At 38.7% G+C, this 15,372-nt stretch carries 12 protein-coding genes; all 12 read right to left on the reverse strand.

What is annotated here, in order from left to right; genetic code table 11:
• Positions 1-57 precede the first annotated feature (57 nt).
• Positions 58-2,757 (reverse strand): rhamnogalacturonan lyase family protein, encoded by a 2,700-nt coding sequence (locus PTI45_RS06505; RefSeq protein ID WP_281181684.1) that lies wholly within the window; start codon positions 2,755-2,757, stop codon positions 58-60.
• 223 nt (positions 2,758-2,980) lie between these two features.
• Positions 2,981-4,789 (reverse strand): CotH kinase family protein, encoded by a 1,809-nt coding sequence (locus tag PTI45_RS06510; RefSeq protein WP_083243390.1) that lies wholly within the window; start codon positions 4,787-4,789, stop codon positions 2,981-2,983.
• A gap of 75 nt (positions 4,790-4,864) precedes the next feature.
• Positions 4,865-5,596, reverse strand: coding sequence for a DUF4956 domain-containing protein (locus PTI45_RS06515; protein ID WP_069326730.1), 732 nt, complete (start codon positions 5,594-5,596; stop codon positions 4,865-4,867).
• 3 nt (positions 5,597-5,599) lie between these two features.
• Positions 5,600-6,322: a polyphosphate polymerase domain-containing protein gene (locus PTI45_RS06520; RefSeq protein WP_069326731.1), complete on the reverse strand. Its 723-nt coding sequence runs from the start codon at positions 6,320-6,322 to the stop codon at positions 5,600-5,602.
• Positions 6,323-6,511: 189 nt separating this feature from the next.
• The gene (locus PTI45_RS06525) at positions 6,512-8,542 is read right to left on the reverse strand and encodes a hypothetical protein (protein ID WP_175425131.1); all 2,031 of its coding nucleotides are present in this window, start codon (positions 8,540-8,542) and stop codon (positions 6,512-6,514) included.
• Entirely contained in the window at positions 8,496-9,401 is a 906-nt protein-coding gene (locus PTI45_RS06530; protein WP_069326733.1) for an ABC transporter ATP-binding protein, read from the reverse strand. Before PTI45_RS06530 ends, PTI45_RS06525 begins: the two co-directional genes overlap by 47 nt.
• The gene (locus PTI45_RS06535; RefSeq protein ID WP_069326734.1) at positions 9,394-9,783 is read right to left on the reverse strand and encodes a GntR family transcriptional regulator; all 390 of its coding nucleotides are present in this window, start codon (positions 9,781-9,783) and stop codon (positions 9,394-9,396) included. Before PTI45_RS06535 ends, PTI45_RS06530 begins: the two co-directional genes overlap by 8 nt.
• Positions 9,784-9,983: 200 nt before the next feature.
• Complete coding sequence (locus PTI45_RS06540; RefSeq protein ID WP_069326735.1) at positions 9,984-10,463, reverse strand: hypothetical protein; 480 nt, start codon at positions 10,461-10,463, stop codon at positions 9,984-9,986.
• A gap of 41 nt (positions 10,464-10,504) precedes the next feature.
• Complete coding sequence (locus tag PTI45_RS06545) at positions 10,505-10,831, reverse strand: thioredoxin family protein (RefSeq protein WP_069326736.1); 327 nt, start codon at positions 10,829-10,831, stop codon at positions 10,505-10,507.
• Between the two features lie 527 nt (positions 10,832-11,358).
• On the reverse strand, positions 11,359-12,327 hold the full coding sequence (gene nrdF / locus PTI45_RS06550) for a class 1b ribonucleoside-diphosphate reductase subunit beta (protein WP_069326737.1): 969 nt from the start codon (positions 12,325-12,327) through the stop codon (positions 11,359-11,361).
• Positions 12,328-12,440: 113 nt separating this feature from the next.
• On the reverse strand, positions 12,441-14,525 hold the full coding sequence (gene nrdE, locus PTI45_RS06555; protein WP_069326738.1) for a class 1b ribonucleoside-diphosphate reductase subunit alpha: 2,085 nt from the start codon (positions 14,523-14,525) through the stop codon (positions 12,441-12,443).
• Positions 14,512-14,880 (reverse strand): class Ib ribonucleoside-diphosphate reductase assembly flavoprotein NrdI, encoded by a 369-nt coding sequence (nrdI, locus tag PTI45_RS06560; protein ID WP_069326739.1) that lies wholly within the window; start codon positions 14,878-14,880, stop codon positions 14,512-14,514. The genes nrdE and nrdI overlap by 14 nt, the downstream gene beginning before the upstream one ends.
• Positions 14,881-15,372 lie beyond the last annotated feature (492 nt).

Here is a 15,372-nt window from a genome sequence, read left to right on the forward strand (position 1 = left end):
TGGAAATGGGTATTATGAATCTATGATTAGACTTTCTACAAATGATATCAATCTTATTTATTGTACATAATAAATATCAGGTACTGGAGGTTGCTTCATATCTGCACCCAGATGAAATCCCGGATGTGGTGGCTGATTGTAGCCAGCATTTTGCCAAGCGACAGATAGACGATAGACAGGATCATGCATCAGTGTACGTAAGCGATAATCGGTCATATCTGTTGTGGTATAAATACGCAATTCATTATTATCGCTTGAACGTAATACTACTTCTTCCCGCCAGTCTCCATATAGATCTGCTTGTAGATTAGGTGTAGCTTTGGTTCCATTATTCGAACTACTTCCTGTAGCCGTTAACAAGTTAGTCGTCGTATTGTTCATATAATCCCATTTATCAATACGATTATCATCTAACAACTCGCGCAATAGATCACCATCCCACCAGATTCCAAAGTTCGTAGACGAAGGGATGTTTTTGCTAATGACTTCACCTGTAATACTGTATAATCCGGTAATTGGAACATGTTGAGCATTCGTAATCGTCGCTGCCCATACTTCTTCTCCGGGGAAACGTGGATCGATATCCGCAGACATTCCACGCCCTGTATCTAGCCCTGTATATACGCCCCACAAGACTTGCCCTGTATTCGCATCATGCACTTCCATACCATACGGAGAATCTTTGTGTTCATGTACGCCGAATACTTCTAGTCCTGCTCGGTTCGGATTCAGATCGCCTAGATGTTGAGCATCTCCATGTCCCAGTCCTGTGGTATAACGTGGGGTGCCATTATCATCAATAGAAATAGAACCGAAATTAATCTCATCTTTGCCGTCTCCATCGACATCTGCTACATTGAGAGCATGATTACCTTGCGCAGTGTAGGTCGTCTGATTACCTACATTGGTATCGTACGTCCAACGCTTGGTGATTTTGCCATCACGGAAATCATAAGCGACAAGTACAGTACGTGTATAATATCCTCTGGTCATAACAAAGCTAGGACGTTGTCCGTCTAAATAAGCGACTCCTGCTAAAAAGCGATCGACTCGATTCCCGTAATTATCGCCCCATGAAGCAACTGTTCCGCGGGGTGGATCATAATTAACAGTGTCCAATGCTGCTCCTGTTGTTCCTTTAAATACCGTCAAAAATTCAGGCCCTGTCAGCACATATCCAGCACTATTGCGATAGTCTGCTTTGGCATCTCCGATCACTTTACCTTGACCATCAATCGTACCATCTGCTGTACGCAAAGCCACTTCAGACTTTCCATCTCCATCTAGATCATAGACAACAAATGGAGAATAATGAGCGCCTGCACGGATATTAGGTCCCATATTAATACGCCATAAGTGAGTGCCATTTAGTTTGTATGCATCCAGATACACAATCCCTGTATATCCAGATTGAGAATTATCTTTGGCATTGGAAGGCGACCATAATAGCACAATTTCATACTCTCCATCCCCATCCAGATCACCTACACTCGCATCATTTGCACTATAGGTGTAAGCTACTCCGTCTTTGGTTACACCATCAGCAGGCTTTTGCAAAGGAACCGATTTGTATTGCTGTTGCCATACGGATACAGGTGTCGATACCGATGTTTCTTTACCATTCTGCACAGTAAATAAGGTATAAACAGAAGTCACTGTTCCTTTAGCATCTAATACATTGGTAGCTCCTGTTATCGGCTGACTGTTCACCAGTACACCGTCGCGATATAGATTAAATGCGATATTATTGGCATCCAATCCAAGCATTCTCCAACCTACATAAATACCATTTTTGCTTTTGACGGCTACCAGTCCACGATTTAATTTTTCCATTGCACGTTGACCGGAAGCAACAGCTGTATTTTCAGTGACTGTTAGATTTTGCACGTGTTCAGACAAAGGAATCTGTACATCTGCTATCCCTTGGGCTACCAGTCTTGCGATCTGGATCGCTCCATATTCCTGAAAATGAGTATTGTCTACCACTCCATCAGGAAAATTGGGATATACACCTGCTGGTACATGCAAAAATACTTTTTTAGATTCTTCTGCACCAATCGAATTGTAATAAGCTACACTACGAGCGCTGAGATCAATAAGCTTGGTGTTAGTCTGAGTGGCGACTTCTTTCATCGCTGTCACATAATTGGGGAAACTGATATTGAATTGCCCTGTAGTCGTATTGAAATCACGTCTACCGACCGGAGTCACTAGAATAGGAGTGGCTCCATGTGCACGAGCCCCATCGATATACTGCTTGAGGTATACTTTATAATCAGGTACAGGTGTGTATCGTTCGGGCTTCGTATCGGCATCATTATGACCAAATTGAATCATCAGATAATCACCGGGTTGAATCTGATTTAAGATCGTATCCAATCGGCCTTGTTCGATAAAAGAACGTGAACTGCGTCCACCAATCGCTTGATTGCTGATCTTCACCTTTTCATCCAAGTGACGGTCTATCATTTGCCCCCATCCTGCTTGTGGTTGTTTGGATGTTGCATAGGTCTGTACAGTTGAATCTCCTGCCAGATATACCGTGGGATTCGAGACCACCACAGACTCCTGTTCATACGTGTTATTGATGACACTTTGTACTTGTTCTACTTGCTCTGTCGTACTTGGAAAAGAAGTATGATTCTGCTCTGCTTGATCCTCTGCTGCTATTGATCTGTTCAAAGGTAATAACGTACACACCATAACCATAATAAGCACAAGCGATACCCATCGACGATACTCAAGCGAACGATTCAAACGTACCCCTTCTTTCTCCTTCAAATTTATAAAGCGCTTACATTATTATCGTACATGGAATATTTAGGTGTGAATATTCAATATACAGTGGTGTTTGTGTAATATTCCGACCTCCTCTAGAGTTGATTTCGATATGTTTATGTAAGGTAATACAAAAAGGACAGAGTCTAATGACTCTATCCTTTGAATGCATATATTTTATGTCTATATGGTACTCTTCTGCTTAGACTCGCTTGCGACGGAATCCTAATACAATACCTATCGCTAGCACCAAAATGCCTACACTAATCGCTGTGTATTTAGCTTGAGTCGCTGTATCGATTGTCGGCGTCATCGGTTCTCCGAAACCTCCACCTCCCGGGCCTCCACCCATACCCCCAGCTCCATCCGGAGGAGCCATCATTCCACCATTACCTCTACCTTGATCTGTTGGAGCACCTTCGGGACGTTGACCACGATCTCCGCCACCTCTACCCATGCCACCGCCCATACCACCATTTCCAGAACCATCGCCTGACGAAGCAATTGTTCCATCGAGTTGGCCTTGTATGTTGGTAACATTGGTCTGATTCCAAGCGATCAATGAGGTTACACCTGCTTGATATTCTTCATACGTGTAGAAAGCAGTAGGATCACTTTGGACATCCACTGCGATCATATCATTGAGTGCATTGACTTTAGCTGTGAAAAGATCATTGGCTAAAAATTGAGTAAGCACCTTTTGGATCATGGCATGATATTTTTGCTTATATTCATCAACTGCTAATAATTTGGCAACTAACGGACGCTCTGCTAAAGCTCCAGATGTAGGCTCATCGATCATCAAAGAAGTAGAACTAGCAGTGTCTGTTACATTTGCAGTTTCTGTTTTTGGAGTTGTATTATTTCCAGTTGCGTTATTAGTATTACCAGTTGCATTGTTGGTATTAACATTGGTTTGATCTGTTGCTGTTTGTGGATCTTTCGCAGGGGCTGTATTGGACGGGATCTGGTTGGTTGTTGTCTCTGTTGTGTTGGTATCTGTATTCTCACCGCCACGCCCGCCGAAGCCACCCATGCCCCTTCCCATACCACCCATTCCGCCAAATGCCATGTTGTAATCCCATGGAATCATTGAAAATATACCACCATGTTCATACAGATAATAATTCTGCTTATTCCCACCAATGTAGCTGTCTGTATTGTTAGTGACCACATTTAACGTTAGGTATTCTAGAATACTATCAACATCAAGATAATCGGTGTATGGTGTGGTGCTATCATGATTGAGCTTATCCAGCATATTGATTAATGCATCTTTGTCCTGAGTTTCTGACTTCACTTCAAGACCTGTATACGAGTCTGCATCATCATCAATCCATTGTAGATCACTACCACTACCGGTCATCAGCCCTTTATACAATGTACCTGTCGTATCTTCATAATGACTCTCTATAAATGAATCATCCACTTGCTCTACAGCAAGATACAAACCTTTGTATTCACCATTAACATAGATACGGACAAATGAATGCTTAGGTGTAGGCAACCCTAGCATTTCAGACATTTCATAGGTCAAAAATTCACGCATATACGAAGCATCGCTGTAGTTATTATTGAGATTGATTTTGTCTAAGCCATATAGATTCTGTCCAGAAATGTATTCGTCAAAGCTTAACTTGAAGCTATACCGATCCGAATCATCCATCTGTACTACACTACGCAAAGACAGATTACCTTTGGTACGAATCCCGATATTTGTAATGGTTTTGCCATTATAATCTACACTGGCTGAATGATATTTTTCATCAGACGCATGGTCTAACATATCTTGAAAATCTGAATCAGGAATCGTTATTTTGACATCGACTACTTTATCTTCTACAAATACATTTGCATCTTGTGCACTTTGTTCTGTCACTGTTCCTGCATGAGCTTCTTGCGTGGATACCCACGGTATAGCAACAAGACATAGTATACCTGCGAAGATTACTTTTAACATCCGCTTCACTTCATCACCACCAATTTTGAAATAAAAAACCTTTGCATACATCGGTATATTGACTTGTGCAAAGGCTCTCTATGCGCTTTAATTCCGATACACTTCAGCCATATATATTGGTTTCTATTATGAAACGTAATCACCGTTATAGCTGATAAGAACTGCATTTTTCACACCTGTGATTTTAGAGATTTCATTTACAAATGTAGGTTCATTGTTTTTGAGACGCACTTCAAGTGTTAATTCGATATTATCTGCTGTGATTGTTTTTTGTCTGACTGTATGACGTTTGACCAACGCATTAAGCTTGCTGTTCACCTGTTTCTCAGCATCATCCCCTTGAGCATTAACCACCAATAAATATGGCGTTTCAAAAGAAGATCCTTTGATAAATAAAAACATGACCAGACCTACAATTACAGAACCTGTAATCGCTAATGTATAAAAACCTGCACCAGTTACAATCCCTGCCGCTGCTGCCCAGAATAAGAAAATCAAATCAGTCGGGTCTTTGATCGGTGTTCTAAAACGAACAATACTGAGTGCACCTACCATCCCTAGAGACAAGATCAAGTTCGAGTTGATCGCAATAATGACCATAGAAGTTACCAGAGTCATGCCGATCAGTGAGATATTGAAGCTTTTGGAATACAGGACACCACTGAATACACGTTTGTACAGGAAATAGATAAACAATCCAACGAGAAAAGCGATTCCCATACTTAGCAAAATATGTGTAATACTAATATCCGATGTGAAGCTTTCTAGTACTGAATTTTTGACGATATCTGAAAAGTTCGTTGTTGCGTCTGTCGTGGTTGCATTTGCCGCCGCTGCGACTGCTGTTGTGGTTGCCATGTGTTATTGATCCTCCCAGGAATTTTCTTTACCGAGTTTACGGCAGATAACGTATTTTGAATTGGATTGACGAACGAGCCCTTCGAGTTGTAGCGCAGTCTTAATATAATCTGGCAAATACTCATCATATTTCACTTCAAGCACAAAAAATTTATGATCAATCGCATCGACCATCGCTAGATGAGGATCAAATATATCGTGGTTGTTCAGACCTGTTTTCATATATTTATCAAATGTAATCCGTACATTACCTAGCTTAGATGTGTAGGCTTCACGAACATAATCTACAATCACCTTCGGACGTAGTAAAACATTGTTAGCCGCATGATAAATCTCATACAATAAAGGTTGATGAGGTAAGTTCAACACTTCATAATTGCCTTTTAAGATTTCATCATACATTTCACGCGTGATCGATTCTTTGACTTTGGCAATAACATCATTCATTTTTATTTTCTTTTCAAAATGAATGATGTTGTCTTCGCCATTGTAAATACGAATCCGGTATTTCACTCGATCTCGTACACCGCCTAATTTCTCATGTAGAGCGGTATTATTGATATCATCGAAATACAGACTACGAATCAGATACTCTCCTGCTTCATTGGCGTTGGCATCCTGGGTCATCAATGGACGTAGCCGTTGCCGAATCGTAAAATATTGATGATAATTCACATAATGCTTCAGCTCATGCCGGTATTTCAAATCCAGATTTGGATAATACATCGGTTTATCCCCTTTCTACTTAATCTGCTATCTATCGGGTTCATGTTTTACACTCCGTTAACATCCCGTTTACATTTTTGATTATATCTACGTATTTTGAACTTTATATGAACAGATAAAAAAAGCATCAACATGATCGGAAACAACATTTCTGTTGAATCTGATCATGTCGATGCTTGGATAACTCTATTATTCAGGCAATACTTTACTTAGTTCAGATGTGACTTGTGAATTAGCTAAAGGACGATAGGTGATTGTACCATCTTTAAATTTGAGTTTTAAATAGTAAGAAGTATTATTATAATCAAATACATTTTCACTAGCATCAAGCAATTTCCCCATCATTTTTTTATCATTTGCAACAAATTCTTTATCTGTCCTATACGAGTCTGTAAATAAACTCTGCTCACTTGTTGTATCTTTCTCAGTTTTTGTCCGATGATCTCTAACAACAATTATAGCATTTAAGTCTTCTGGTTTTGTAATAATCTGATCCCAATATCCTTTTGTTTTAAGCCAAATAGCTAAAGGTTTGTAAGAAGCATTCCAATCATAGTATTGAGAAGTTTTATAACTGATTAGATCAGATTCAATAGAAAAATAAAGACTACTATAGGGCAAACTTGCATCTGGATTAACAATCGAAAGTTTTTCTTTTTTTATCAATTGGGTTAACTCTTTAATATCATTTTTATCTGAAATTTGGATTTTGTGTTCTTCTCGATCACGATTTATAATTTCAATCGGTTTACTTACATGATCTAAAGATGGAAGATTGTAAACTGCAACCTTATAGGATGGCGATTCTTGTATTTTTGTTAGATAATATTGATATTCAGGAGCATTAGAAGGTACTTGATAAGAACGTGTCATTAAGCTTCCGTCTTTTAGCTTATATCCAATGTCTACTGACTTATAATCTAATGTATGTTGCTTCAGTTTATCAACTTTAGGACGTATTTGTTCAATTTGCATATGAAGATTACGAACAAGCTGAATATAATCAGGATCTGAAGAAAGAACTCCTGGACGTATGACTCTTGGAAACGTTACATATCCTTCATTTTCAAACAAATAATAAGAAAGATTACCACCTTCATAGACTCCAGCAATCTCTTCTGCATTTGGTATCTCAGCTTCATAATGTACATAATTAGAAACTGGTATATATAACATTAAGGCAACAATAATACCATGACTTAAAAACCCTTTAACAAATTTTATATGGTATATATTCCAGCTTTTACGAATAAGCATTTCTGCTATAACGTAAGAGACAATAGCCCCTACAATATAAGCAATAGGTGTCCAATTATTCAGAAATGATACAGATAAAGCACCTGTAAACAAAGCGCCACAAAACATAACGCCTACTCGAAATAACGGATTAAAATATGAAAATGTGACAGCATGAGTTGTCTTTTCAGTAGCACGTATTTTATAAAATAGATAACTTAATACGATCAATATAATAGCTATCAAAAGATATAAACATGTTTCTAATGTTGTAATTATTTTGGCAGATGCATTCATAATATTGAAAAGTGGAGACCAATCTTCATTCAAGTTCTGTTGATTCCGAGACGAATATCCAAATAAATAAATATCTAAATGTTTATTCCACACTTTAGGAATAGCTACAGTGAGTGTTAATAAAATAGCAACAACTATACCCTGTAATATCGTTTGTCCGATACAAATGCCTACAAATACAGTAAGGCTAAATAACAAAAGGCTAAGCACATTTGTAGCTATCGTCCATTCTAAAACTTGCATGGCTGTAAAATCAATATACTCAAACTGTCTGCTTAATATTGCTGCTATTATAGCTATGATCCATAGTGGAATCGTTAATGCTATAACTCCTACCGCAAAATGAGTTGTTAATAAATGAACTCTTTTTAAAGGAAGGCTATGAAAAAAATCGACTGAAGCTTTATTTTGCATATATCTTGTTAGCAATAGACCCATAAGGATGGATATAATAAGCATTGCCACATTGGGCCAACCAGCGCCTATTTCAGCAAAGTAACTAACAACAAAATGAAAACGTTGATTCTTATACGAATCATTCAGCATATTTAAAGAGATGAGTATAGATAACAAAAGAACTAACAAATATAATACACTCAGCCATGCACTCTGCCTGAATGCTTGCTTCCATAACCCTCGATTAAAGAAGAATCGGTTGAACATCATAACCGGCGTCCCCCATTTCATAAATAAAGATTTCTTCGAGCGTCATGGGTAAAATATCAAATACATAGGGTGTATAGACGCTAAATACTTCTTTGATTCGCTCAATCTCACCTTTGATAATATAAATACCTACACTGCCTCGTTCTTCCTTATACACTACGTCCAGTAGACTAGAAATAGCATGTTCATGGCGCTCATCACGGAAAGCGACTTGTATTTTGTGCGTATCGGCTTTGAGATCGTCCAGTTCTTTTTCAACTAACAATTTGCCTTTGTGCATAATACCTACATGATCACATAAGTCTTCGATTTCGCGTAAGTTATGCGAAGAAATGATAACCGTCATTTCACGTTCAGCAGTCTCTTGAAAAAGAAGGTTTTTCACTTGTCGTCTCATCACTGGATCTAATCCATCAATCGGCTCATCCAAAATCAATACATCCGGTTTGCAACTCAATGCTAACCACATCGAAGCCTGTCGTTGCATCCCTTTGGAGAGGCGATGTAATTTACGTTTCATATCAATACTTGCGAATGCTGGAGCTAACTGTTGAAATCGTTCTTCACTCCAATGCGGATAGATGGCACGATAAAAGGAAGCCATTTGCTTGATAGACGTTTGTGGAAAAAAGTACGGTTGATCGGCTAAAAAGATCATCCGATTTTTCACTTCTGGTTGCTCATAGACCCCTTGCCCTTCTAAAGTAATCTCTCCCTGATCCGCACGGTAAATGCCTGCTATCGTTTTGAGCAATGTTGTTTTGCCTGCTCCGTTAGAGCCTAGTAATCCGAAAATAGAACCTTTATGTACGTGTAATGATAGATTTTCGACTGCTTTCTCACCATCAAAGTATTTGGTAAGTCCTTTGACTTCAATCATGATGATGCCCCCTTTCTTGTTCTTGTATCGCTTGTTCATACAACTTCTGCAAATCTTCTTTGGTAAATCCTAGATAGATCGCTTCAGCAAACAATTTGAGCAAGCGTTCACGCATATCTACCTGCTGTGCTTGAGTCGGTTGCTGTTGTTCAGGCGAGACAAAGCTTCCTTTACCCGGCTGAGAATAAATATAGCCTTCTCGTTCTAATTCTCGATATGCTTTCTGAATCGTATTCGGATTGACGGTTAATTGAGTAGAAAGTGAACGCACCGAAGGCAACTGTTCTTCCGGCTTCAGTATGCCATACATAATCATTTCTTTAATTTTGTCCATCAACTGCTCATAGATTGGCTTGCGACTACGTACATCTAATTCGAACATAAAGAGCCTCCTTTCTGTATTAACTGTATTACTATTATTAGTACAGTTAATACAGATTGTCAATTGTTTTTTATGGTGGATATTGGTAAAAACATAAAAGAAGCTGTTACTCCCCAAGTCTATCAAAGGAATAACAGCTTCTTTTGTATTTCGATACACTATATATTTTGTAGCATATAGACCATCTTAAATTCGTATCGTTAAACAATCATAAAGACTAAACCATCCTGCTGAGCAAAAGCTTTTTCAAAAAGTTCAAATACGGATTCCAAATGAGGAAGTAAGTAACCATCGACCAATTCTTCATAGGTCTCATCGCTTTGCATTGGAAAAGCAAGCATAATCATTGCTCGTTCATCCAATTGCTCGATGTCCATCTCGGGAATGTTTTTCCACTTTTCAAAATCGATGCGCTTCGTGAGGTTGTCAGTCTGCTTCAATTCAGGAATCTGTTCGGCAATCTCAGCTACTTTCTCAGCAGATAAATAAAAAGAACCGTATTCAGTCGCCTGACTGTCTACCTTATACTGCTCCCCTACTGGAACTAACGGAATATCTGGAAACATATCTACAATCAGACTCCACGTCTTATCAATATCTAACGCTGGCTCTTCTACACGCCCAGCCAAGATGTCTTCCAAATTACCATGTTCTTGATAATACACACCCGTAATACCCATATCCAACATCTCCTTTAACAAGCATTACCCGATTATAAGACTTACGATTGCAAAAACGCTTGATACCGATCCAATTGATCGGCTAATTCTTCAAATAAAATAAAACGAGCCGCCCGATATACTTCTTTCCCTTCCATCATTAACAACAATACCGGCGAAGTAAAAATCATATACTCTCCTGCCAATTCAGGCACATCTTCCATATACACAAATGCACCTGCAATATGCTCATATCCTTCTAACAACGTAGTTACTTTCGGCTGAACGGCTTCACAAACACTGCAATTCTGCGTTTTGAGCATTAATAACGTTAATGGATGCTGACGAACAAAATCATCTACCTGCGCTTTCTCAAAAATCCTTTCCATTTCTACCCCTTCTTTCCCACACTATTTATAGTATATATTTCTATCCTTCTACTCACTTCTACCATTATACCTAACCTCTACTGCATTACGGATGACACTTAAACAAAATTAGATCGTTATTGCAGAGTCTATAACCCCTTATATGTACTCAATGCAAATCGTTCCCAACCGAAAAAAGGCTGCCTTTCTGCTAAACTCCACAGAAAAACAACCTTTACTTCACCCTTTTGAACACATATATACGTTATCTTTATCTCTCTAATTATCTCTATTCTCTCTCTATTATCCCTTACATACTATATTTCCTTCACAATCCCAACCTACTACCACAATATATCTAATCTTTTAAAATCCTTGTTTTGTCACTCCTCCGCCTGAGCGAAGGGAAAGAAATCAATTCGAAAGGAGCGAAGCGTTCGCCTTGTAAGACTCGGATTTTGACTGCAACGCAGTCGTTCAAAAAATCCGATCTTACCAGCGACCGACAGAATGATTTCTTTCCCATAGCGGTCTCTCACAAAACCATTTTAAAAATCAAATTTAAAATCATCATCAGTCAAACGCTCAACGTTCATCGCACGCACATAACCATTACCTTTTTTCGAGAAAAAGTCATGTTGTTTCGTATGTGTACTGATACCGTTGAATACGATTGGATTCACTTCTTCTTCTGCAAATACAGGATCAAATCCCAAGTTCATAAATGCTTTATTTGCATTGTAACGAAGGAAGACTTTTACATCTTCAGTCAGACCAATCGGATCATAAATCTCTTCGGTATACTTCTCTTCATTTGCATGAAGGTATGTCAGTAGACCTTCTAAGATTTCATACACGTCTTTTTGCTCATCTTCTTCCAAATCATTGTAGATTTCTTGTGCAAGTACCCCTACATACACACCGTGAATACTTTCATCACGTAAAATCAAATCAATAATCTCACCGCTACATGTCATTTTACCTTGTCCTGCTAAATAAAGCGGATAGAAGAACCCACTGTAGAACAAATAACTTTCTAGCAATACAGAAGCCGCCATCGCTAAAAATAGCTCTTTCGGCGAATTAATATTCAAGTAGTACTGACGGATCGTTTCTGCTTTGGTCTGTAAACGTGGATTATCTTCAACCCATTGGAAAATCTTATCGATTTCTTCAGTGGAAGATAGTGTTGTGAAGATACTGCTGTAAGATTTCGCATGAATCTGCTCCATCATCGCCATAAAGCCAAGTACCGCTTTACGTTGCATGCCTTCAACGTGCTCCAATACTTTAGGCATCCCTACGCCACCTTGAATCGTATCAAGTAGCGTCAATCCTCCAAGCACTTTCATATAGGTGTCACGTTCAATATCGCTTAATTGAATCCATGACATTTTATCATCAGACAACGGAATCTCATCATCCGTCCAGAATTGCATAATATTTTGGTTCCAGAACATCATTGTGAAATCATCATCAGGACGGTTCCAGTTGACAGCTTTGATAGGTCCACTCATAAATCAAAATTCCTCCTTGGTAAACGTTTAAGGCATACAAAAAAGCCTAAAAAACAGGCTTTCTTGTACAGTCCATTACAGTTATATTGCTATAGCATTAGATTAAAAAAAGATTACACCGAGCAAGTAATACATTCTTCTACGCTAAGCAATTTGGTACGTGTATAGTAAAGTGATTTTAGACCTTTTTGAGCCGCATACAGGTAATAACGAGCCAATTGACGAGTCGTTACATCGCTACCTACATGAAGAACTGTTGAAATCCCTTGATCGACATGATTTTGAATTTCAGCAATCAGATCCAATACTTTAAATTGATTCATTTGGTAAGCTGATTTGTAGTAGAAATAGTTATCCTGTTGCATATATGGCATAGGATAGTAAGTCGTTGAGTTCGCATACGTACGTGTCTCAATTTGTTCTACAATCGGCATTACACTGGATGTTGCATTTTGGATATATGAAATACTTGCTGTTGGCGCGATTGCCAAACGATAAGCATGATAAAGACCGTGTTTCATCACATCAGCTTTCAGGTTTTGCCAGTCTGCTGGTGTTGGGATATACATATCACCGAACAAGTCGCTTGCACGCGTCGTTGCTGGGCGATAATCGGTTTCTAAATAACGATCAAAGTATGTTCCTTTTGCATATTCGGATTTCTCAAAATCAGCAAAAGTCGTTTGACGCTCGCGAGCAATCTCCATACTTTTCTCTAATGAATAGAAGTTCATCATCATAAAGAATGTACGTACAAAGTCTCTTGCTTCATCGCTCTCATACGCAATTTTGTTCTTCGCAAGATATCCGTGCAAGTTCATTACGCCTAGACCGACTGAATGCATTTCACGGTTTGCTTTAGCTACACCGGGTGCATTTGCGATATCTGTCATATCACTTACAGAAGTTAGACCCATAATACCTTCATGAACCGATTCACGAATTTTGCCAAGTTCCATCACGTTAACCATATTCAGTGAACCCAAGTTACAGCTAATATCACGACGAATGATATCGTCTTGACCATAATCAGTAATCTCAGAAGTTTCTTGCAATTGGAAAATTTCAGTACACAAGTTAGACATACGAATAGAACCGATATCTTTTAGTGCATGACCGTTATTCGCATTACTTTTGTTCATAATGTACGGATAGCCAGATTCCAACTGTACACTTGCGATTTTGGTTAACATATCACGAGCGCTCATAATGGCTTTCTTTTTGATACGATCATCTGCAAGCAATGTATCGTACATTTCATCGATATCTAGATCATCCAGATATTTACCATAGGCTTTGTATACACTGTAAGGAGCGAATACATGCAATAGTTCGTTATCTGCTGCTAATTTGTAGAAGCGATTCGGTACAACAAGACCGATTGACAATGTTTTGAGACGTGTACGCTCATCGGCATTGATTTTTTTGCTATCCAAGAATTCCATAACGTCCCAGCCAAAAATATTGTAATATGCTGCGCCAGAACCTTTACGTTGCCCCATTTGATCTGCATAGGAAAAAGCATCTTCCATCAGTTTCAATACAGGCATAATTCCTTTAGCTGCACCTTCAACACCTTTGATCGGTTCACCACGTCCACGAAGTTTGGACAAGTTGACCGCTACACCGCCACCGATTTTGGATAATTGCATACAAGTGTTCAATACATGGTTGATCGAGTTCAGTGAATCATCCATTTCAAGTAAGAAACAAGATACCATCTCACCACGACGACTTTTACCTGCATTCAGGAATGTAGGTGTTGCTGGTTGTAGACGTTGTTCCATCATCGACTTAGCAAGCGTCTTGGCATTCACTGCATCTCCGCGTCCCAAATGAAGAGCTACAACTGCAACACGATCTGCATAATGCTCTAAATATTGACTACGGTCATTTGTTTTTACTGCGTAATCCGTATAGAACTTGGATGCCGCCATGTAAGATGGAAATTGGAAATCATAGCTATGTGTAATCGCATAGACTTCTTCCACATCTTGCGAAGTATAATTTTTGTACATATCTTCATAGTAGTCGTTATCAATCATATAACGTACTTTGGTTGCTGTATCCGGGAAGTTGATACTTTTACGAGCTACCTCTTCCATATATTCTACAACTGCTTCTTTATCTTTATCCAAACGGAAAAATCCACTCTCATCCCGTTGCATCAGTAAGTTGTTCAATTCAATATGCCGCAATTTTATCTACCTCCTGTTGAAATCGTTGTGCGTCTCCTGTTGTACCTGCTAATTCGAACTTGTACACCACCGGTACATTATAACGTTCAGAGATCAGATCAGCACTGCGAGCGAATTTGTCACCCCAATTACGATTGCCACTTGCTGCAACTCCAATCAAGCGATTGTGATTTCTCTCCAAAAAGTGAACTACCTTATCAGGAATCTGACCAAATCCAGTTGTGTACGTAACCAGTACAAAAGGTTCATTCAACGTCAGTGCCTCATCAATCTGTACAGCTTGTACAGCAGGTAATTTCAATTTGTTGATAAATCGTTTCACATTGCCTGTTTTGGAATCATAAGCAATTAGCATGGTGTGACATCTCCTTCTCGGTTCAATATGTAGTACCCTTCGTCCGTTCAATCACTATATAAATACAGATAACAATGCTCTAATATCATCTCAGTGTTATCTGCTCTAGTGCGTATAATTAGCTATAACCTATATATTCTCTGCTCAAACATCGCAACCGCAATATATAGAAGACTTTATCAAAGATATACGCTATATATAGTGTTGTCAATAGGAACTGAAGGTCTACACCGCTGTCCAAACATGCCTTAAAAACGGTCTAATTTTTCAAAAATCCAAGTACAACGGGGACTTATTCGAACACGTATTTTACATACATCTCGATAATCATTTATAAAAAAATAATTTTCTTGACATACTAGATATAGTGCATTCTGTTTTTCTTTTTCCCGAACATTTCCAGATTATGCAATGAACATAAATTCACTTTAAAATGAACATAAATTCCGGTCTATTTAGACGCTCAAGTATAAAACTTTAGCTGTTCTTGAA

Origin of the sequence: Paenibacillus nuruki (genome assembly GCF_001721045.1) — a bacterium.
Classification (GTDB): domain Bacteria; phylum Bacillota; class Bacilli; order Paenibacillales; family Paenibacillaceae; genus Saccharibacillus; species Saccharibacillus nuruki.

Excerpts from the sequence above, each read along its gene's own strand:
- PTI45_RS06525 (WP_175425131.1), bottom strand. The coding sequence starts at position 8,542 with ATGAAATGGGGGACGCCGGTTATGATGTTCAACCGATTCTTCTTTAAT.
- PTI45_RS06540 (WP_069326735.1), bottom strand. The coding sequence starts at position 10,463 with ATGGGTATTACGGGTGTGTATTATCAAGAACATGGTAATTTGGAAGAC.
- PTI45_RS06530 (WP_069326733.1), bottom strand. The coding sequence starts at position 9,401 with ATGATTGAAGTCAAAGGACTTACCAAATACTTTGATGGTGAGAAAGCA.
- PTI45_RS06535 (WP_069326734.1), bottom strand. The coding sequence starts at position 9,783 with ATGTTCGAATTAGATGTACGTAGTCGCAAGCCAATCTATGAGCAGTTG.
- PTI45_RS06520 (WP_069326731.1), bottom strand. The coding sequence starts at position 6,322 with ATGTATTATCCAAATCTGGATTTGAAATACCGGCATGAGCTGAAGCAT.
- PTI45_RS06515 (WP_069326730.1), bottom strand. The coding sequence starts at position 5,596 with ATGGCAACCACAACAGCAGTCGCAGCGGCGGCAAATGCAACCACGACA.
- nrdI (WP_069326739.1), bottom strand. The coding sequence starts at position 14,880 with ATGCTAATTGCTTATGATTCCAAAACAGGCAATGTGAAACGATTTATC.
- PTI45_RS06545 (WP_069326736.1), bottom strand. The coding sequence starts at position 10,831 with ATGGAAAGGATTTTTGAGAAAGCGCAGGTAGATGATTTTGTTCGTCAG.
- nrdF (WP_069326737.1), bottom strand. The coding sequence starts at position 12,327 with ATGAGTGGACCTATCAAAGCTGTCAACTGGAACCGTCCTGATGATGAT.
- PTI45_RS06510 (WP_083243390.1), bottom strand. The coding sequence starts at position 4,789 with ATGTATGCAAAGGTTTTTTATTTCAAAATTGGTGGTGATGAAGTGAAG.